Annotated in this window: 21 protein-coding genes, 1 tRNA gene and 2 pseudogenes; 7 read left to right on the forward strand and 17 right to left on the reverse strand. The window is 38.3% G+C overall.

Features of this window, described 5'->3' with window-relative positions; translation table 11 throughout:
• Nucleotides 1-88: 88 nt before the first annotated feature.
• The 5 genes from A0765_RS05385 to A0765_RS05405 all read right to left on the reverse strand — a co-directional run bounded on the left by A0765_RS05385 (nt 89) and on the right by A0765_RS05405 (nt 3708).
• A complete protein-coding gene (locus tag A0765_RS05385; protein WP_062005145.1) occupies nt 89-1753 on the reverse strand; it encodes a DAK2 domain-containing protein in 1665 nt (554 codons plus the stop codon).
• Nucleotides 1754-1755: 2 nt separating this feature from the next.
• Nucleotides 1756-2121, reverse strand: a complete 366-nt coding sequence (locus A0765_RS05390; RefSeq protein WP_005591747.1) for an Asp23/Gls24 family envelope stress response protein — start codon at nt 2119-2121, stop codon at nt 1756-1758.
• A gap of 145 nt (nt 2122-2266) precedes the next feature.
• Nucleotides 2267-2455 (reverse strand): 50S ribosomal protein L28, encoded by a 189-nt coding sequence (rpmB, locus tag A0765_RS05395; protein WP_001140948.1) that lies wholly within the window; start codon nt 2453-2455, stop codon nt 2267-2269.
• A gap of 135 nt (nt 2456-2590) precedes the next feature.
• On the reverse strand, nt 2591-3256 hold the full coding sequence (locus A0765_RS05400; protein ID WP_005591746.1) for a LiaF transmembrane domain-containing protein: 666 nt from the start codon (nt 3254-3256) through the stop codon (nt 2591-2593).
• Between the two features lie 5 nt (nt 3257-3261).
• The gene (locus A0765_RS05405) at nt 3262-3708 is read right to left on the reverse strand and encodes a LytTR family DNA-binding domain-containing protein (RefSeq protein ID WP_015605723.1); all 447 of its coding nucleotides are present in this window, start codon (nt 3706-3708) and stop codon (nt 3262-3264) included.
• Between the two features lie 403 nt (nt 3709-4111).
• Between A0765_RS05405 and A0765_RS05410 the strand changes: the two genes are divergently transcribed.
• The gene (locus A0765_RS05410; protein WP_005591744.1) at nt 4112-4375 is read left to right on the forward strand and encodes a SemiSWEET family transporter; all 264 of its coding nucleotides are present in this window, start codon (nt 4112-4114) and stop codon (nt 4373-4375) included.
• Between the two features lie 53 nt (nt 4376-4428).
• On the opposite strand, the gene A0765_RS05415 is transcribed toward A0765_RS05410, so the two are convergent.
• Nucleotides 4429-4501 (reverse strand) — tRNA-Thr (locus A0765_RS05415).
• A gap of 241 nt (nt 4502-4742) precedes the next feature.
• On the opposite strand from A0765_RS05415, the gene A0765_RS05420 reads away from it, so the two are divergent.
• From A0765_RS05420 to A0765_RS10635, 4 genes are all read left to right on the forward strand, one after another.
• Nucleotides 4743-5195 carry a DUF3290 family protein gene (locus tag A0765_RS05420; protein ID WP_062005147.1) on the forward strand — a complete coding sequence of 151 codons (453 nt, stop codon included), beginning with the start codon at nt 4743-4745 and terminating at the stop codon, nt 5193-5195.
• Nucleotides 5195-5824, forward strand: coding sequence for a DUF421 domain-containing protein (locus A0765_RS05425; protein WP_061910625.1), 630 nt, complete (start codon nt 5195-5197; stop codon nt 5822-5824). The genes A0765_RS05420 and A0765_RS05425 overlap by 1 nt, the downstream gene beginning before the upstream one ends.
• 135 nt (nt 5825-5959) lie before the next feature.
• Nucleotides 5960-6163 carry a CsbD family protein gene (locus A0765_RS05430; protein ID WP_045500673.1) on the forward strand — a complete coding sequence of 68 codons (204 nt, stop codon included), beginning with the start codon at nt 5960-5962 and terminating at the stop codon, nt 6161-6163.
• Between the two features lie 182 nt (nt 6164-6345).
• The gene (locus A0765_RS10635) at nt 6346-6612 is read left to right on the forward strand and encodes a hypothetical protein (protein WP_045500670.1); all 267 of its coding nucleotides are present in this window, start codon (nt 6346-6348) and stop codon (nt 6610-6612) included.
• A 5-nt stretch (nt 6613-6617) separates the two neighbouring features.
• Here the strand turns inward: A0765_RS10635 and A0765_RS05440 are convergent, their stop codons facing one another.
• The 6 genes and pseudogenes from A0765_RS05440 to A0765_RS05460 form a co-directional block, all read right to left on the reverse strand.
• The gene (locus A0765_RS05440) at nt 6618-7136 is read right to left on the reverse strand and encodes a GNAT family N-acetyltransferase (protein ID WP_045500667.1); all 519 of its coding nucleotides are present in this window, start codon (nt 7134-7136) and stop codon (nt 6618-6620) included.
• A gap of 5 nt (nt 7137-7141) precedes the next feature.
• Entirely contained in the window at nt 7142-8191 is a 1050-nt protein-coding gene (locus A0765_RS05445) for a DUF389 domain-containing protein (protein ID WP_045500665.1), read from the reverse strand.
• A 328-nt stretch (nt 8192-8519) separates the two neighbouring features.
• A pseudogene (locus tag A0765_RS10640) lies at nt 8520-8825 on the reverse strand (hypothetical protein).
• Between the two features lie 58 nt (nt 8826-8883).
• Nucleotides 8884-9324, reverse strand: a pseudogene (locus A0765_RS05450) (FtsX-like permease family protein); the annotation flags it as partial.
• A gap of 651 nt (nt 9325-9975) precedes the next feature.
• Nucleotides 9976-10923 (reverse strand): AEC family transporter, encoded by a 948-nt coding sequence (locus A0765_RS05455; protein WP_062005148.1) that lies wholly within the window; start codon nt 10921-10923, stop codon nt 9976-9978.
• A 76-nt stretch (nt 10924-10999) separates the two neighbouring features.
• Nucleotides 11000-12625 carry a malolactic enzyme gene (locus tag A0765_RS05460; RefSeq protein ID WP_062005150.1) on the reverse strand — a complete coding sequence of 542 codons (1626 nt, stop codon included), beginning with the start codon at nt 12623-12625 and terminating at the stop codon, nt 11000-11002.
• 370 nt (nt 12626-12995) lie between these two features.
• On the opposite strand from A0765_RS05460, the gene A0765_RS05465 reads away from it, so the two are divergent.
• A complete protein-coding gene (locus tag A0765_RS05465; RefSeq protein ID WP_062005152.1) occupies nt 12996-13346 on the forward strand; it encodes a helix-turn-helix domain-containing protein in 351 nt (116 codons plus the stop codon).
• Between the two features lie 127 nt (nt 13347-13473).
• Nucleotides 13474-14352: a LysR family transcriptional regulator gene (locus tag A0765_RS05470; RefSeq protein ID WP_062005154.1), complete on the forward strand. Its 879-nt coding sequence runs from the start codon at nt 13474-13476 to the stop codon at nt 14350-14352.
• A gap of 331 nt (nt 14353-14683) precedes the next feature.
• Here A0765_RS05470 and A0765_RS05475 read toward each other — a convergent pair whose 3' ends face one another.
• The 5 genes from A0765_RS05475 to trxB all read right to left on the reverse strand — a co-directional run bounded on the left by A0765_RS05475 (nt 14684) and on the right by trxB (nt 17410).
• A complete protein-coding gene (locus A0765_RS05475) occupies nt 14684-15214 on the reverse strand; it encodes a TMEM175 family protein (RefSeq protein WP_257000821.1) in 531 nt (176 codons plus the stop codon).
• 159 nt (nt 15215-15373) lie between these two features.
• The gene (locus A0765_RS05480; RefSeq protein ID WP_062005155.1) at nt 15374-16024 is read right to left on the reverse strand and encodes a DsbA family oxidoreductase; all 651 of its coding nucleotides are present in this window, start codon (nt 16022-16024) and stop codon (nt 15374-15376) included.
• Nucleotides 16025-16043: 19 nt separating this feature from the next.
• Entirely contained in the window at nt 16044-16223 is a 180-nt protein-coding gene (locus tag A0765_RS05485; RefSeq protein ID WP_014677714.1) for a type Z 30S ribosomal protein S14, read from the reverse strand.
• On the reverse strand, nt 16224-16493 hold the full coding sequence (locus A0765_RS05490; RefSeq protein WP_062005156.1) for a hypothetical protein: 270 nt from the start codon (nt 16491-16493) through the stop codon (nt 16224-16226).
• The gene (gene trxB / locus A0765_RS05495; RefSeq protein ID WP_062005157.1) at nt 16490-17410 is read right to left on the reverse strand and encodes a thioredoxin-disulfide reductase; all 921 of its coding nucleotides are present in this window, start codon (nt 17408-17410) and stop codon (nt 16490-16492) included. The genes A0765_RS05490 and trxB overlap by 4 nt, the downstream gene beginning before the upstream one ends.

A 17410-nucleotide genomic window follows, 5' to 3' on the forward strand; every position in this document is an offset into this window, starting at 1 on the left:
CTTTTACAGCCCTACTCAACTGTGCGGAGGTGGGACGACGAAATCGAATTCTAACGAATTACCGATTTCTGTCCCACTCCCAAATAAATTATTCTACACTAAAAATATATGGATACACTGGCTGATTTCCTTGGTGGATCTCAACTTCTAGATCTTCATATTCTTCCATCAGATCTTGAGCCAAGCCATTTGCCAATTCCTCGTCACCATCTTCACCGATATAGATGGAAACAATTTCACTGTCCTCATCCAACATCTTCGCAAAGGTTGCCTTCAGAGTTGTCAACATATCTGGATTTGACACAAGGATTTTGCCATCAACCATACCCAAGTTATCATTTTCATGGATTTCGAGGCCATCAATGGTCGTATCACGAACCGCTGTCGTAACACTACCACTAATCACATCGCTCAAAGCCGCTGTCATTCGCTCATGGTTCTCTTCGATAGTTTTTCCACTATCAAAGGCCAAAAGACTTGTCAAACCTTGAGGAAGCGTACGTGTCTCAATGACAGTCGTCGGTTGCTCAAGCACTTCTGCCGCAGATTGAGCCGCCATGAAGATATTTTTATTGTTAGGTAGGAAAATGATATTGCGCGCATTCACCTGGTCAACAGCCTTGATAAAGTCCTCTGTAGAAGGGTTCATAGTCTGACCACCAGAAATAATATAGTCCACACCCTGAGCCTTGAAGATTTCAGCAAGGCCATCACCAGCTACTACTGCGATAATAGCATATTCTTTTTCTTCAGCTGGCTTGGTAGCTTTTTCTTCCTTCTCAAGCTGGGCTTCGTGCTGGTTGCGCATGTTGTCCACTTTTACCTTGACAAGGCTACCATACTTCAGTCCCTCTTGCATAACCAGACCTGGATCTTCTGTATGGACGTGCACTTTCACGATTTCATCATCATTAACTACCAGCAAGGAATCTCCAAGCTCATTCAAATAATTACGGAATTCATCGTAGTCAAAGTCCTTGACATAGGTTGGTCCTTGCTTCAAAGCCACCATGATTTCTGTACAATAACCAAAAGTGATGTCTTCTGTCGCCACATGGCCTGCTACAGATTTGTGGTGTTCAGCATTGATCATCTGGCTCATCGTAGCTGGAGTCGCTTGGAAATCTTCTGATGCGATATATTCGCCAGTCAGGGCAGAAAGGAAACCTTCATAGATAAAGACCAAACCTTGACCACCAGAGTCCACAACACCAACTTCCTTGAGAACTGGTAACATATCTGGCGTTTTAGCAAGGGCAGTCTTTGCTCCTTCAAGAGCCGCTTTCATAACTTCGACAGCATCATTTGTCGCTTCAGCTTTCTTTTTAGCACCGATAGCCGCACCGCGGGAAACGGTCAAAATCGTTCCCTCAACTGGCTTCATAACAGCCTTATAGGCCACTTCTACACCAGACTGGAAGGCAAGGGCCAAAGCTTGTCCATCAAGCTCATCTTTGCCTTTTACGCTTTGTGAAAAACCACGGAAGAGCTGAGACGTAATAACACCAGAGTTCCCACGCGCACCCATCAAGAGGCCCTTGGCAAAGATAGCGGCCACTTCACCAACTGTTGAAGCTGACTTATCAGCTACTTCTTTGGCACCATTTTCAATGGTCATGCCCATATTGGTTCCTGTGTCACCATCTGGAACTGGGAAAACATTTAAAGAATTGACATATTCAGCCTGTTTATTTAAACGAGTTGATGCCGCCTGCACCATTTCTTGAAATAAACTAGTAGTAATATTTGACACGATTATTCTCCTACAACTTTAATATTTTGGATATAGACATTCACTGTGTGGGCAGTGATCCCAAGTTGATTTTCCAAACTAAACTTAACGCGTTCTTGGATATTCTTGGAAACTTCACTGATTTTAATGCCGTAACTCAAAACGGTATAAACATCAACTGCAATACCACCATCCTCAGACGTTTTTACTACCACACCCTTGGCATAGTTTTCTTTACCCAAAAGAGCTTGAAAGTTATCTTTAATTGCATTTTTGCTGGCCATTCCAACCACACCAAAAATTTCGGTTGCTGCGCCGCCAACGATGGTTGCAATGACATCATCAGTCAGTTCAATTTGACCATCTTTTGTATTGATTTTTACAGTCATCACTTGTACCTCAAAAGTATTTTATAGTTTATTTTACCATATTTTAGACAGGGTGTAAAAGAGGAAGGACAGAAATAAACTGTCTAGTCTGAAAATTCAACAACAAAAAAGGGAAGGAATAAATCTTTCCAATCCCTTTCATGTATTAAACGCGTTCAACTTTACCTGACTTAAGCGCGCGAGCTGAAGCCCAAACTTTTTTAGGTTTTCCGTCGATCAAAACAGTAACTTTTTGAAGATTTGGTTTAACAGCGCGTTTTGTTTGGTTCATCGCGTGAGAGCGGTTGTTTCCAGATACAGTCTTACGACCTGTAAAGTAACATACTTTAGCCATTAGTGTGTTTCCTCCTATTAGATCTAATATTACGGATGTGCTAGCACCACATACCGTACTATATTATCAAAAAACTTAGCTTTTGGCAAGTAAATTTTCCCAAACTTTGCAATTTCTGACCAATAATCCGTTTTCTTAAATGTAAACAATCTTCAAAGATCCAAAGGCGACGTTACCGCGCACATATAAAGTCTTGTCTTTCTCATTGACATTATGCGGATTGACAACCGTACCGAAAGCATTGTCCACATTTAGCTCTACTCGCCAGTTACTTGGGATGTAAAGCACCGCACTACCGAAGGATACTTCCACATCAAAACTAGCAGAATCACCTAAAATTCTGGCATTATCAAAATAGACGGCCGCACTGCCAAAAGCGCACTCTACTTTATCATGGATAAAATTATCCGAGTTGATATAGCGAGTCCCGCTGCCAAAGGAAATCTCTCCTTCTGTTGTAGACAAGCCCTTGCTAGACAAATAACGAACACCCCAGATCCTTCTCGGTTTAAAAATCATGTTAAGCCCAATGCAGGCCAAAACACCACCCATTACCAAGGTGCCTGTAGAGATTGCTAAGAAGTGATAGACAGAATTAGCAATTATCAGAGCAATAATCGTCATGATCAGAGCAGCACCAAAATCTCGCTCCAAGAAATTCTCCAAAGCAAAATACGCAAACATGCCGACCAAAAGCAGAGGCCAGATATTAAAATTGAACATAGGAATACCAAAGTTTCCCTGAAGCAAAATCCAGCCGGCTAAAACCAAAAAACCGACGCCTAGAATTGTTTTTTTCATGATGATTACCTCACTTCACTTAACTTTTCTTTTAGTAGTTGATAATAATGCCTTGAAACATGCACTTTCTTATGTGTCTCAGAAAACTGGACGGAACTGGTACCCGAGAAAGACTTTTCTAAAGAATAAATCGCCCTAGCATTAGCAATGGTTGATTTGGAAATTCTGCAAAAATAGCGAGGCAGCAATTCCTCCAACTCATAGAGTTTCAACTTGACCTCATAGGCATCATTGCGCGCGTGAGCAAAGATTTTGGCTCCGTCCGTCTCGAAAAAGAGAATCTCCGCTAAATCTACAAAATACTCACTATTTTCCTTATAAAAGAGAATGGCTGGAGCAGTCGCTTCATTCAAAGCATCTTGAATCTTCTGAATCCTCTCATCAATCCGCGATACTCGAATCACCAATTCTGTATCAGCTAAACGATCGTCTAGCTCAATCCGAACCTTCATAAGCACTCCTCCCCTCTTTCTATCTTCATTATAACAATTTCTTGAAAAGAAACAAGGGACTTTCAGTAAGTGGTCAATATAGGCTAGTAAGTGGTTGTTTTAAAAGATTGAAATGAAATAAAAAATCTTGAATTTTCCAAACATAAGGCTTCAAAGAAATTGATCATTACCTATTTTTTCAACACGACAATACTGATTTACTACTATTTCTACGATCATAAGCTCTCTATCCAGCCTAACCATGGATAAATCGGGTATGAACAATTCTAACGCTACTTCTCAAACCACACTTGGCTCTTTCGCTTAGTTTTAGATAAAAACTAAAACTTATTCTCCATACTGGCTTATGTCTCATTTGACAATTTTTTCCGTTTTGATATAATGGACGCTCAGGAGGTATCGTATGTCAAAACAAAAAATTAATCGTTTTGTCGGATCTATTGGAGCTTTTATTGGAATTCTTGTATTCGTCGCTTATATTCCACAAATTATCGCAAACTTACAAGGATCCAAAGCTCAACCTTTCCAACCACTATTCGCAGCAGTTTCTTGCCTGATTTGGGTTATCTACGGTTGGACAAAAGAACCTAAAAAAGACTGGATCCTCATTATTCCCAATGCTGCGGGGGTGATATTAGGTGGCCTAACTTTTCTTACTTCTTTATAAGAATTATATAAACAAAACCAGCAACCCCATAAAAAAGGTGCTGGTTTTCTTTCTGCCGATTGCAGGGATCGAACCTGTGACCTACGCGTTACGAGTGCGTTGCTCTACCAACTGAGCTAAATCGGCCTCTACCTATCTCCTATTCTAGCACTCTGAATGATTTTGTCAAGTTCTATTGGCAGTTTGGAAACTCGAATGAAGCAAATATTTTACCTGAGAATATACAGTATCTTTTTGAAAGATCACCAGCAGTCAAACTCATATTTCAAACAAGTTCTAGAAAACCTTATTTTTCCGATATAAAGCTATTGATGTAGCCGCTAAATTGTTTTATAATAGCTTGAATTCAAAAAAAGTGAGGGATCTTATGAAATTCTATTCATATGACTATGTACTGAGTCAGATTAGCCAGCAGAATTGGGTGATGGTGATTATATCAGCCTGCTTGGTTTTAGTGACGGGATTTTTCGCCTTTAAGGCCTATAAAGATAAACGAGGAAGTAAGTTCCGTGAGTTATCCATTATTTCTATCTTGTCCCTAGTAGCCACTGTTTTGATTAGCATTACTAACTTCCAAAACAATCAGTCAAATGACAATCAATTCCGTAGCTCCTTGCATTTTATTGAGGTTGTCTCAAAAGAATTAGGCGTTGAGAAAGAAGAAGTCTACGTCAACACTTCAGCTACAACAGATGGAGCTATCATTAAGGTTGGCAAACAATTCTACCGTGCTATTAGCGGAACCGATCAGGATAGCTATTTATTGGAAAAAATGGAACTGTACAAATCAGACGTTGAACTCGTGGAGGTTGAAAAATAATGAGCTTTTTTATTACAATTGCAATTAAGTTAGCTTTGGGACTCGTTTCTCTCGTTTTTGTCATCAATATGACAGGTAAGGGAAATTTAGCACCAAGCTCTGCAACAGACCAAGTACAAAACTTTGTTCTCGGTGGCATTATCGGCGGGGTCATCTACAATAGCTCCATTACTATCCTTCAATATGCAATCATCCTAATCATCTGGACTATTCTGATTTTGCTCTTAAAATGGCTGAACACCAATGTTTCCTACATCAAGCATCTGATTGATGGGAAACCAACTATTATCATCAAAAACGGAAAACTAGATCCTGAAGCATGCCGTTCAAAAGGTCTATCCGCATCAGATGTCGCTTTGAAATTACGCTCCCAAGGAGTCTTCCAACTGAAAGAAGTCAAAAGAGCTGTCATCGAGCAAAATGGCCAATTGATTATCGTAAGAATTGGCGACGAAAATCCGAAATATCCGATTATTACAGATGGAGTTGTCCAACTTGAAATCTTAGAAACTATCGGCAAGTCAGAAGAATGGTTGATGTCCGAATTACAAAAAGAAGGCTTTGAAAATGTCTCCGATATCTTCATTGCAGAGTATGACAAGGGCGAAATTAATGTCGTGACCTATTAAAAATTATTTGTCATTTCGTAGCAATTATTTGCTTTTTCTTCGTAAAGAGTCTATACTGTATCTATTATCTCGCTTGAATGAGTATCAAACCGCATCCAACTTAGATAATACACTAAATAAACGGAGGAAATTTCCATGTCAATCGAAGAAAAATTCAACCAAGCTAAAGGTTCTCTCAAAGAAGGCTTCGGTAAACTTACTGGCGATACAAAAACTCAAGCAGAAGGAACTGCTGAAAAAGTAGCTTCAAAAGTGAAAGAAGTTGCTGAAGACGCAAAAGGCGCTGTTGAAGGTGCTATCGCAGGCGTTAAAAACATTATCAAAAAAGACGAAGAATAATCATCGTCTTTCGTTCTTAATAAAAAAACACTCTTATCCTATGCTTTTAGCAGAACTATGGATGAGGGTGTTTTTCTATATTGCAAAGGCACTGACTTTTCAGGAGAGATCAGAAGCATCCCCTGAATGTCAAACTGAGACTTTTTCTACGATCCTTTTATAAACTGAGATACACAGAAGCCATGTTAGCCAAACAAGCTGGAGTTTCACTACAGCCTGTTTCTGGAGCCTTAACTCATAGTGATAAACAGGTAACAAAAGCATATGTAATTACAGCTGATATCGCTAATCAAACAATTCGTGAAAATTGCTTTTATAAATCTCAAAAAATGACTCAGAGAAATTTCCGGGAAACTCTTGACTTTTTAGAAAAAAGAGATCCAGAGAAAATTCTTGAATGTCCGCAAAGATTAACGACTCCATCATTCCTGTCACTAAACTGGAAATGATGATGTTATAGATTCATTATCTCAAATACCGCTGTATGAACCCACTCATTATTCATTTGTAGGTCATTTTCTATGATCCTACTAAAGGTGAAACCATTTTTTAAAAGCACTCTCTTAGAGGCAAGATTATCCGTTGCCGCTCCCGCAATGATTCTATTTAAACCATAAGTATGAAATGCTTTGTCTAAAACGAGTTTAACCGCTTCGCTTGCATAGCCTAAATTAGTAACATTTTCTCCAATCCTATATCCAAGTTCTGCTGTTTTTCTATCACTCCCTAAAACACTTAAATTGATTCTTCCGACCATCATGCCTTGCGAATCTCTAATAAGATGCATATAGACATCACGATTCGTTTGTTCCGTTAACAATTGCGCTATAATTTTATAAAAAGCTTCTAAATCAAAATAGTTAGCTGGTCTGGGAGGTAAATTTCGCTCAAAATACTCCCGATTTTCTTTTTCAAAAGAATAGACATCTAGACTATTTTCTTCAGACAGCAACTCTAAACCTATTCTGTTCATCGCCCTCAATCCTTGTCTGCTTCATTTTCTTTTACGAGATCTTTTTGCGAATCCTTTTCAGAGAGTTTTTGATCGATATACTTGTCAATGGTTTCATAAAATTCCTTGGTCGCTTCACTATCTAATTTTGTCGAATTATGGACTTGATTGACTTTCAATTGAACAGATTGAATACCGTAAGAGGCTTGTTTTTGGTGAATTATTTCTAATTCTTCTTCTGAAATCGGGTCACCAACAATTGTCAAGACCAATTCATTGTCCCTTGACTTGTAGACTTGATTGATGACCGTATAATTGGCAAACTCTTTTCCTACAAACTGTTTGACACCTTCTTTTCGCGCTTGTTCTATAGTCAGAGTAACCGCCGAATAACCGGCTGGAACAACCAATAATACAATCAAAGATATCAAACCAATTTTCATTTTAATGCTTAGCTCTTTGAATGAAGTTAAGGGAGATTTTCTCATTAAAATTTTTGCTCCTATAATGTTGGCTAGCATTATAAAGACACAGTTAATCAAGAAAAGATAGAGAGCACCAAATAAAAATCGTACATTTCCATTAGCTAAACCATAGCCGGCAGTGCAGATAGGTGGCATCAGAGCTGTAGCAATGGCTACTCCTGGCACAATATTGTTTGCTTCTTTTTTCCTTGAACCGATCACACCAGCAATCCCACCGGCAATAGCAATGAGGACATCCCAAATCGTTGGAGAAGTTCGTGCAATCAACTCGCTACTTGCATAAGATAAGGGAGTAATCCAGAAATACAGAGTCGATACAAGTAAACTGACCAATACTTGAGTAAGTAAAACCCCTAGAGCTTGCTTAACTAAACGAGTGTCAAAAATAGCTAAACCTAATCCTAGTCCAACAATCGGTGTCATGAGAGGTGAAATTAACATGGCCCCTATAATAACAGCTGTTGAATTCATATTTAGTCCGATAGAGGCAATAAAAATTGCACACATCAAAATCGCTATATCTCTCGATCTAACATGAAGATCATCGTATAATTTTTCACGGTATTCCCGTGTTGAATAGTTTCTGGTCATTGGTTACTCCTTTTATTTGATTTATTTCTGTTTATCCATTGATGAGGGCAGAGTGATTTTCTGTCAAACATTACATATGTATTTAAATTTTCTTAGTTCTCACCTGTAAGTCTTTTGAAAAATATCCCTTTTTACTAGACAAATAAAAAAGTATCTATCAGTCTATCCTCCATATTATATCAAAAATTTCATGGTCTTTCCCTGAAGAAATCCATCAGTTTAAAAGATTTTTATATCCTTTCCAAGATAGAGAACAGACAAAATTTCAGTTTCCTTATTCTAAGAACAAAAGACTGCATCTCCTATAAAAGAAGATGTAGTTTCATGATTAGGCGTGATGAGTATGTTTCACAATCCATTGCTCCATTTTGATAGTTAACCAGAAGCCATAGATTCAAAACGTGATGATGGTTAGAAGAAACCACTTAATCTAGTTACCGAACAGTTGTGCTCCAGTCCCGTCAAAGTATAGACGTTGACCATCCACTAACGTATGTTTGGTTTACCAATTTTGCATCATGCAAACCGCCCAAGGTGTTGCGATCCCCAAGGTAAGCCCGCAAATTATGGCTACTAAGATAGAGTATCCAATATAATCTAGGATTCCTCCGTCAAAATAACTTTCAGATTTCATATTATCTCCTTTATTTTTATATGTTTATATTCTAGACACTCTATTGCATTATTATTTTTTACATTTGAACAATCTTACGATAACTTCTTGAAGTAATCATAAAGATTAAAGCATAGATGAGTGCAAAGATTCCACAGATTGATAAGGTTATAATCAACATCATGGTCGCATCGACTACTCCAATGACCTTTAGAATCAAGCTCAACATATGATAAGCAAAGGCCAGATGGAGGAAGGCAAAGATTACAGGAAGAAAGAAAACGGTCAAGATTTACTTGTTAATAGTTTGCTTGATCTGCTTTTGATCCAAACCAACCTTTTGCAAAATTACAAAGCGTTCGCGGTCTTCATATCCTTCAGAGATTTGTTTGTAGTAGATGACTAATACAGTACCGACCATAAAGATAATGGATAGGAAGATACCGATTAAGAAGAAGCTACCAAACATTGCATTGCCTTCTTGGCTATTATTTGCTTTACTAGATCCGTAAACAACGCTTTCCTGATTTTCAAAATGAAGCGATTGTTTATAAGGAGAGAACAAATCTTGTCCTCTCCAGAGTATGACTTTTTGGTAACCCACTACAGTTGACAAAAATGCCAGATGAGGTGTTTTTTAGCATGCCCTTTTATGGATCAAAAAGTGTTAAAAATAAGACAGTAACCTCAGAATAGCTACTGTCTTAACTCTTTTTTTACTTAAAGCCTTGATAGACTTAACAAATGGTAGAAAAGAGCCTGAATTTGGTGTGAAAAGTGGTGTGAATTTTGTTAAAAAACGTCAAAAAACACCCCATGGTGTGAACCATGAAGTGTTGTAAATGCTGTATTATAGCTGGTTCTTAACGTTTTGGTGCAACTGACTGTGTCAATTGCACCAATTTAGTATAGAAATATAAAAAAGAACACCAAGAAAGGTGCTCTTTGTAAGTATAGCAATTCTTTCGAATTAACATTTACTAAATTGTGAAACTTTACGTGCCTTTTTCAAGCCTGGTTTGAAAAGTATGGGTTTTAGGACATCTCAAAATCGCTTAATAGCAACCTTTAGAGGAGTTTCTTCCGATTTTGATTTCAAGAAATAAGAATAGATGTATCTAAAATAAGGAAATTTCTTAACTCAGAACTTTCAATCCTATCCTCTTCCTTCTTATCCTAATAAAGTTTGTAATATTGGAATAACAACGATAAATAGAACCGTACTTAGAGTCACTACATTCGTAGAGAATTCCACATCTCCTTTTCCTTGATTAGCAAGGATTGGGAGAACAGCCAGAGCTGGTGTAGCAGACTGAATCATAAAGGTCTTAAATTCTACTGTTGCCATATTTGGGGAAAAGAACTTCAATACAAGAAGCATGATCAGAGGAGCTAGGATAAAGCGTCCAACCAAGGTGACAATTGTATCTTTATCAAAAGTAATAGTTTTCAAGCCCGCCTTTGCAAGAACGATACCAATATAAATCAGAGATAAGGGAGTGACGATATTTCCAACATAGGTTAAGGTATTCGTTGCGAAATCTGGAATAGAGATTCGAAGAATCAAAAATAGTAGAGCCACAAGAAAACCTACAAGCGGAGCTGGTAGCAATTTCTTCCAGTCAAATTTACTTGTCTCCTTGCTTTGACCCGATTTACTATCGCTCGTCATCAAATACACGCCCAATGTCCAGGTGGAAATCGTATTGGTGATATAGTAAATTAAGAAATAAGGAAGAGCCTGATCCCCAAAAAGAGCAACGTTTAAAGGTAAACCAATAAAAATAGTATTAGCATTCACAAAGGTATTAATCATGGTTCCTCGCCGTCCTGGACGGACCTTGAAAAGTATAACTGCAATATAAGCTACGATATAGCCCAAGGTAAAGGCCACAAAAGTATAAAGGAGACCTCCAGAAAGACTGATTAGTTTATCTAGTGTTAGGTATTTCATCACCGACACAAAAATTGACGCTGGCAAGGCTACATTCATGATCAAACGAGACAGGTTGGGACCAAAGTCATCTCCAAACCATCCCCTCACCTGAAGAATGTACCCCAAAACAATAATAGCGATAATCGGAATGATACTTGTAATCGAGGTTAAAAAGAGTGACATAGGTATCCTTTCTAAATTTCTTAAGTCCACAGCCTATATAAATCTGTCGGTATAGAAGGATAGCAGCAGGAATGAATTATTTATACTCTGGATACCACTTCAAATCACGAACTGCTTTGGCCATATCTGTTTCCTTAGCGCGTGCAAGACCTTGCTCTTGCGCTTTTTTAGCGACTGCTTCCGCTACTTTAATAGAAACATCTGCTACATACTTGAACGGCGGCAAAACAGGAGCTCCTGGTTGTCCTGGATTGACAATACCACTCAATGAATGAGCCGCTGCCCCAATCATTTCATCAGTCAAAAGACTTGCTTCAGAAGCCAGCATACCTAGACCAAGACCTGGGTAAATCAAGGCATTATTGGCTTGACCAATCACATAGTCGACACCTTTATAAGAAACCGTATCAGCAGGAATTCCTGTTGCGACAAAAGCTTTGCCATCTGACCATTCGATCAAATCTTTGGCACTAGCTTCAGCTAGTTTGGTTGGATTTGACAAAGGGAAGATCATCGGACGCTCTGTATTTTCACACATAGCCTCTACTATTTCTTTAGTGAAGGTATTAGGCTGAGTCGAAGTTCCTACAAGAATGGTTGGATTCACAGTCTTCACTACTTCAAGCAGGTCAGTCAACTTGTCTGCGTTACTAAAGTCAGCACGTTTCTTAGCAAACGGTTTTTGCTCAGGAGTTAGGTCATCCATGTCATCAAAGAGAAGACCTTGCTTATCAACCATAAAGAAGCGCTTATAGGCTTCTTCTTCAGAAAGACCTTCACTAACCATTTCACGAAGAACACGAGAAGCAATCCCTGCACCAGCTGTTCCCCCACCATAGCAGAGATAAACTTGATCTGTTAATTTTTCGCCACTAATATCTAATGAACCAAAGATGCCACCTAAGGTAACGATTCCTGTACCTTGAATATCATCATTAAAAGTTGGAATTTGTTTCCGGTATTTTTCAAGAATATTGGCAGCATTCAAGCGGCCGAAGTCTTCCCAGTGAAGGTAGAGTTTAGGAAAGAGGCGTTCTGCTGTTTGAACAAATTGGTCAATGAAGTCGTAGTAACGATCCCCACGGACCCGTTCGTGACGATTCCCTAAGTAATTAGGACTATTCCGAAGTTCTTCACGGTTAGTCCCTGCATCAATGACTAAAGGAAGAACCATAGAAGGATCGATTCCAGCAGCACCCGTATAGACCATCAATTTTCCAACAGAAATATCGACACCATTTGTTCCCCAGTCACCGATTCCAAGGATTCCTTCTGCATCTGTTACAACAATGAGACGAATCTCGCGATCCCCAGCAGCATTTTTCAAAGTGGCTTCAATATTTTCAGGATGATTAATATCAAGATACCCCGCATATTGCGGATCTACAAAGAGGTCACTATAACCTTCAATGGTATCTGCAATGGTTGGATCGTATACAATTGGATTAAATTCTTCCAAATGTTGAGAAAAGAGGTAATAGAAGAGAGTACGGTTAGTATTAAAAATTTCCATTAGGAAAAGACGTTTTTCCAAATCATTTACTTTTGTTTGCATTTGCTCATAAGTTTGTGCCGCTTGTTCTTCAATGGTTTGAACATACGGTGGCAATAAGCCAATAAGACCTAGTTCCTTTCGCTCCTCTAAGGTAAAGGCAGTCCCTTTATTAAGGAAAGGATTGTTTAAAATATCATGTGCAGTCATAGTGCAACCTCCTTTTTGATAATATTATACCACTTAATATGTATTTTGAGGCGAACTTTGTTATTTAAAAAATACAATCTTTAGTGTATATGTTATAATGAGTCTAGAAGTAAAGCGTTATTGAAAACTCTTTATTCTGTAGATTATTACTCAAAGCACTATTTTGTGATTCTTTAACCTCTTTATGTTATAAATTTCTATACTCATAAGATTTTCGGTAATCGCTCTTTACCATAGGACAAATAGAGCCATACCAAAATATAAATTTACAAGGCAAATTACAATAGATAAATATCATTTGAGTTTTTTATACAATACTTCGTATTTTTTAAGGTGTTTTTTTGTCATACAAAACTTGTATTCTATTTATATGACAACTAAAAACTATTTACAACAATATATTTCCAAAAAAGTGAAATATTTTCGAACACAAAACAAAATGAGCCAGGAAGAACTTTCGGAACAAGCGGGACTTGGACTTAAGTATATCAACCAACTAGAAAACCAAAATGTGAATCTGACCATTCACAGTCTTGAAAAAGTGATTGACGCCCTAGAGATGACCCCAGAGGAATTTTTCAATTTTGATAGCCTTGAATCTACCTCTGATAAGACTGACAATCTTTCACTCAAAAGAATCAACATGAAGATTAAACAACTTCCTATTGATAAACGAGAAAAGATGTTAGCTATTTTCGAAAGTATATTAGACAATCTCTGATACTCCTGACTCATCTACATTGTAACTGGTGAAGGTCCGTATAGTCAAATTCAATGATACAGATAAAAATCATTTATCTGGTGATTTTCGCTTTTTTTCCTTCTCCAACTAATGAAAGTGAGCCCATATGAATTTAAAAGATCTACAATATTTTTATGACCTCTGCCAGCTTCAATCCTATACAGAAGTAGCAAAACAACACAAAGTCAGCCAACCATCTATTTCTTATGCCATCAAGCGCTTAGAGGAATCTTTTAATTGCAAATTGATTCACCATGATCCTTCACATCGCTCCTTTAAATTAACTACTCAAGGACAAATCCTTCTGAAGCATACAGAACTGATTTTACCTGAGGTCATTTCTACTCACAAAGAAATTAATCGCTCTTTGGCGCATTACTCTACTGTAGGATTCCCTCCTATTATCATTCAGTATCTTTTCTCTGTCTTACATAAAGAAACTGAATTTGATTTTTTAAAAAAGGTACGTCCTATTCGTGGTGGATCCGTAGAATTATTAAACCTTCTCCTTAAGGGAGAACTAGATGCGAGCTTACTCGGATTGATTGAACCACTCAATCATCCTTCAATAGAGACGCATGAACTCTTTCATAAAGAACTTTATGTCGTTTTATCTAAGAACCATCCTCTTGCTACTGCTCCTTCCCTTATTTTTGAAGAATTAGTAGATCAATCCTTTATACTCTTAGACGAACACTTTGTTCACCTGAAAGCTTTTGAACTACTTAATCAGAAGTATCAAAACAGGGCAGAAATATTCTTTAAGACTGATGACATTGTCATTCTTAAAGAACTTTTAAAGAAAGGGATTGCCCTTAGTTTACTAGCTGATATCGCACTTTCTGATGACGATGATGATTTAATAAAAATCCCTCTTATACCGGCGGACCAGATAACATTTACAATTTATTACGCTTATCTCAAATCAGCTACACCATCATCAGAAGTAGAGGCCTTATTTAATCTCATTAAATCATATGAATAAAAAAAAGCTCTAACTATCAACTACCTGATAGCTAGAGCTTTTTACATTATAGGTATTAGACTAAAGTACGAAGAAATAGGATATTATCAACGAATCTTTTCATTTACCTGATACCATTCAAGGAGATTCCCAATTATAAATCTACAAAGTGTCGATAAAAAAGAACACCAAGAAAGGTGCTCTTTGTAAGTATAGTAATTCTTTCGAATTAACGTTTACTAAATTGTGATGCTTTACGAGCTTTCTTAAGACTTGGTTTTTATAACCGATGCTATTAGCCATTATTTTTAGTCTTTTTCAAGATTTATTGCTTAAAAAACCATAGATAACATTAACAATCATCAGTAGCGGGGCAATAGGAATGAGATTTGGAAAAAGATAACCAACTAATAATATGATCACTAGCTGCAATCCATATAATAGTGCCCACCGATAAGGTATCTTTTTTTTCTTCAGCTGATAACGGTCTTTGACTCGTCTTGATCACCATTGCTGTCATGATTATCCAAGCTACATCCCAAAGGGCAAGAACGATGAGATAAAACAGGAGAAAGGCAAAATTAGCGGAATGCTGCCCAATCCCTCGAGTCGCTAAGGGAACAAAACTAGCTGTTAAAAGCCAAAAACTATTAGCTCCAAATAAACGAAAGCTGACATGATCTACTAATTTGTAGAGTTCATGATAATACAGCCAGACTGCCATGATTTGCAAAAAACTAGTAATGTAGATAAAAAGCATGGGTAGCATGCTTCTAAGTCCTACTACGGTCAATTCCTCAGGTAACTGTAACTCCAAGGCCATAATTGTGACAATAATGGCCAATATAGCATCTGACAAGGCTTCTACCCTTTGTTTTTCCATTCTGTCCTCCTAATGACTGCTTTTTTGCTTTTTTCTAATGGCTGAGAGGGAGTTTCTAACGGCTGTGTTGAGGGCTCTATGCTGCAGCCATCAATCCCACAAACTAAACCTGTCTCTTCTGAATTGCTGTCTAGTAGTTGAAAAGGGGTATCTATCATTTTATTGTGCTCCTTCCTCTGCTTGAATTTGTTTTAATACCGCTAACATGTATTCATAAGGCTGAGCACCTGAAATGCCATACTTATTGTTCAGAACAAAGAAAGGTGCACCTTGAACGCCTGATTGATGGGCTTCTAAGATATCGCGTTTGACCTCGTCAGCAAACGCATCGCCAGCAAGAACCTGCGCTGCCTCTTCTTGTGGTAGAGCGAACTCACTGATAACAGCTAGTAACACAGAATGATCCGCAATATTGGCATGTTCTTCAAAGTAAAGATAGTACAAGGCCATAATGAAATTTTGATAATCTTTTTTATCTAAATACTTCTGCGACCATTTAATAATACGGTGAGCTGAAAAGGTGTTGGTTGGGATAATCCCCGCCATATCAATACGAAGCCCTTCTTCATTTCCCATGCTTTCCATGTGCGCAAACTGAGCTTTAGCTTGCTCAGTGGTCATACCGTGACTGGCAGCAAACTCTGTGAGCATGGTTTCACTTGTTTCTAAAGGCGCATTGGGATTTAGCTGGTAAGCTTTCATTGTCAAATCTTCTGGGTTTAAACCAACAGCTGCCATAGCACGCTTCATCCGACTAGCACCAATGTAACAAAATGGACAGGCAATATCTGACCAGTAACTAATTTCCATATTTCTTCCTTTCTTTCCACTACCAAGAAGCTTTTTTCAACCCAGGAATGACACCTTGGTAAACTTGCTGGCGTAAACAAATCCGACAAAGTTTAAACTTGCGGTAAACCGAATGCGGGCGGCCGCATGCCAAACAGCGTGAGTATTCTTGAACCGGATAGGCCTTCTTTTTCCTTTGTATCAAAGCTTTTCTTGCCATTTAAACCTCTTTCTTATCAACCAATTGAGCCTTTTTAAAGACTAATAAACTCGTCAGGGTAGGCTGAATGCCAAATAAAGAAATAAGACGGGGCACTTGAAAAATATCTGCTTGGTAAAGCACCAAATGCTCTCGTTCAGCCGTGTCTATGAGTTCTTTTTGTCCAAGAGACGATAGACTGCATTGATTTCCTGAAACAAGAAGAGCTAGATTTTGATGTTCGGCTAACAGTTCTTCTAATTCGATACTAGACGTGACTGATTTCATCATAGGTTATCAATATAGGCCAATGTATCTAGGGCAGCAATGGCACCGCTACCTGCTGCAGTAATGGCTTGTTGGTATTTTGGATCTTGCACATCACCAGCTGCAAAAATACCTGCAACAGAGGTCTTTGCTGTTCCTGCCTGTGTTTGAATATAGCCTTTATCATCCAATGTTAATTTCCCATCAAGAAAATCGGTGTTTGGCTGATGACCAATAGCCACAAAGAGACCGTCAGCCTGAATGTGCTCAATATCACCTGTTTCATTATTACGAACATCCAAACCAGTCATTCCCATCAGATTAGATGCAACTTTGACAGGCGTGTAATTTAACATCCAATGAATTTTATCATTTGCCTGAGCCCGTTTGGCCATAATATCAGATGCGCGTAACTCATTGCGGCGGTGGACAACGGTCACTTTCGATGCAAAGCGTGTCAAATAGAGGGCTTCTTCCATAGCGACATCACCCCCGCCAACTACAAGGACTTCACGCTCTTTATAGAAGAAAGCATCACAGGTCGCACAAGCGCTGACACCTTTTCCGACGGCCTCTTCTTCGCCTTCAATCCCTAGGTATTTAGCGCTAGAGCCTGTTGCGATAATAACGGCCTTGGTATCAATGATTTCACCATTATCCAGATGTACCTCGAAAGGAGACTTTTCGCCTTCAATTTTTTGAACAAATCCAAAGGTCATTTCGGTGCCAAACTGTTCTGCTTGGCGGCGCATTGTTTGGACTAATTTATTGCCATCAATCCCGTTTTCAAAACCTGGATAATTTTCTACAAGGGTTGTGGTGGTTAATTGACCACCCTCAGAATAGCCTGTGATCAATCGATTTTTCAAACCAGCTCGACTTAAATAAATGCCAGCTGTGTAACCTGCAGGTCCTGAGCCTACAATAATTGCATCATACAT

The sequence above is a fragment of the Streptococcus cristatus genome (genome assembly GCF_001588905.1).
Lineage (GTDB): Bacteria > Bacillota > Bacilli > Lactobacillales > Streptococcaceae > Streptococcus > Streptococcus cristatus_N.

Bases quoted from the DNA above. Each gene is read 5' to 3' on its own strand.
- A0765_RS05410 (WP_005591744.1), top strand. From the start codon at position 4,112: ATGTCAAAACAAAAAATTAATCGTTTTGTCGGATCTATTGGAGCTTTT.
- A0765_RS05470 (WP_062005154.1), top strand. From the start codon at position 13,474: ATGAATTTAAAAGATCTACAATATTTTTATGACCTCTGCCAGCTTCAA.
- A0765_RS05400 (WP_005591746.1), bottom strand. From the start codon at position 3,256: ATGAAAAAAACAATTCTAGGCGTCGGTTTTTTGGTTTTAGCCGGCTGG.
- A0765_RS05460 (WP_062005150.1), bottom strand. From the start codon at position 12,625: ATGACTGCACATGATATTTTAAACAATCCTTTCCTTAATAAAGGGACT.
- A0765_RS05430 (WP_045500673.1), top strand. From the start codon at position 5,960: ATGTCAATCGAAGAAAAATTCAACCAAGCTAAAGGTTCTCTCAAAGAA.
- A0765_RS10635 (WP_045500670.1), top strand. From the start codon at position 6,346: ATGTTAGCCAAACAAGCTGGAGTTTCACTACAGCCTGTTTCTGGAGCC.
- A0765_RS05425 (WP_061910625.1), top strand. From the start codon at position 5,195: ATGAGCTTTTTTATTACAATTGCAATTAAGTTAGCTTTGGGACTCGTT.
- A0765_RS05440 (WP_045500667.1), bottom strand. From the start codon at position 7,136: ATGAACAGAATAGGTTTAGAGTTGCTGTCTGAAGAAAATAGTCTAGAT.
- A0765_RS05455 (WP_062005148.1), bottom strand. From the start codon at position 10,923: ATGTCACTCTTTTTAACCTCGATTACAAGTATCATTCCGATTATCGCT.
- A0765_RS05485 (WP_014677714.1), bottom strand. From the start codon at position 16,223: ATGGCAAGAAAAGCTTTGATACAAAGGAAAAAGAAGGCCTATCCGGTT.
- A0765_RS05405 (WP_015605723.1), bottom strand. From the start codon at position 3,708: ATGAAGGTTCGGATTGAGCTAGACGATCGTTTAGCTGATACAGAATTG.
- trxB (WP_062005157.1), bottom strand. From the start codon at position 17,410: ATGTATGATGCAATTATTGTAGGCTCAGGACCTGCAGGTTACACAGCT.
- A0765_RS05465 (WP_062005152.1), top strand. From the start codon at position 12,996: ATGACAACTAAAAACTATTTACAACAATATATTTCCAAAAAAGTGAAA.
- A0765_RS05490 (WP_062005156.1), bottom strand. From the start codon at position 16,493: ATGATGAAATCAGTCACGTCTAGTATCGAATTAGAAGAACTGTTAGCC.
- A0765_RS05480 (WP_062005155.1), bottom strand. From the start codon at position 16,024: ATGGAAATTAGTTACTGGTCAGATATTGCCTGTCCATTTTGTTACATT.
- A0765_RS05390 (WP_005591747.1), bottom strand. From the start codon at position 2,121: ATGACTGTAAAAATCAATACAAAAGATGGTCAAATTGAACTGACTGAT.
- rpmB (WP_001140948.1), bottom strand. From the start codon at position 2,455: ATGGCTAAAGTATGTTACTTTACAGGTCGTAAGACTGTATCTGGAAAC.
- A0765_RS05475 (WP_257000821.1), bottom strand. From the start codon at position 15,214: ATGGAAAAACAAAGGGTAGAAGCCTTGTCAGATGCTATATTGGCCATT.
- A0765_RS05445 (WP_045500665.1), bottom strand. From the start codon at position 8,191: ATGACCAGAAACTATTCAACACGGGAATACCGTGAAAAATTATACGAT.
- A0765_RS05420 (WP_062005147.1), top strand. From the start codon at position 4,743: ATGAAATTCTATTCATATGACTATGTACTGAGTCAGATTAGCCAGCAG.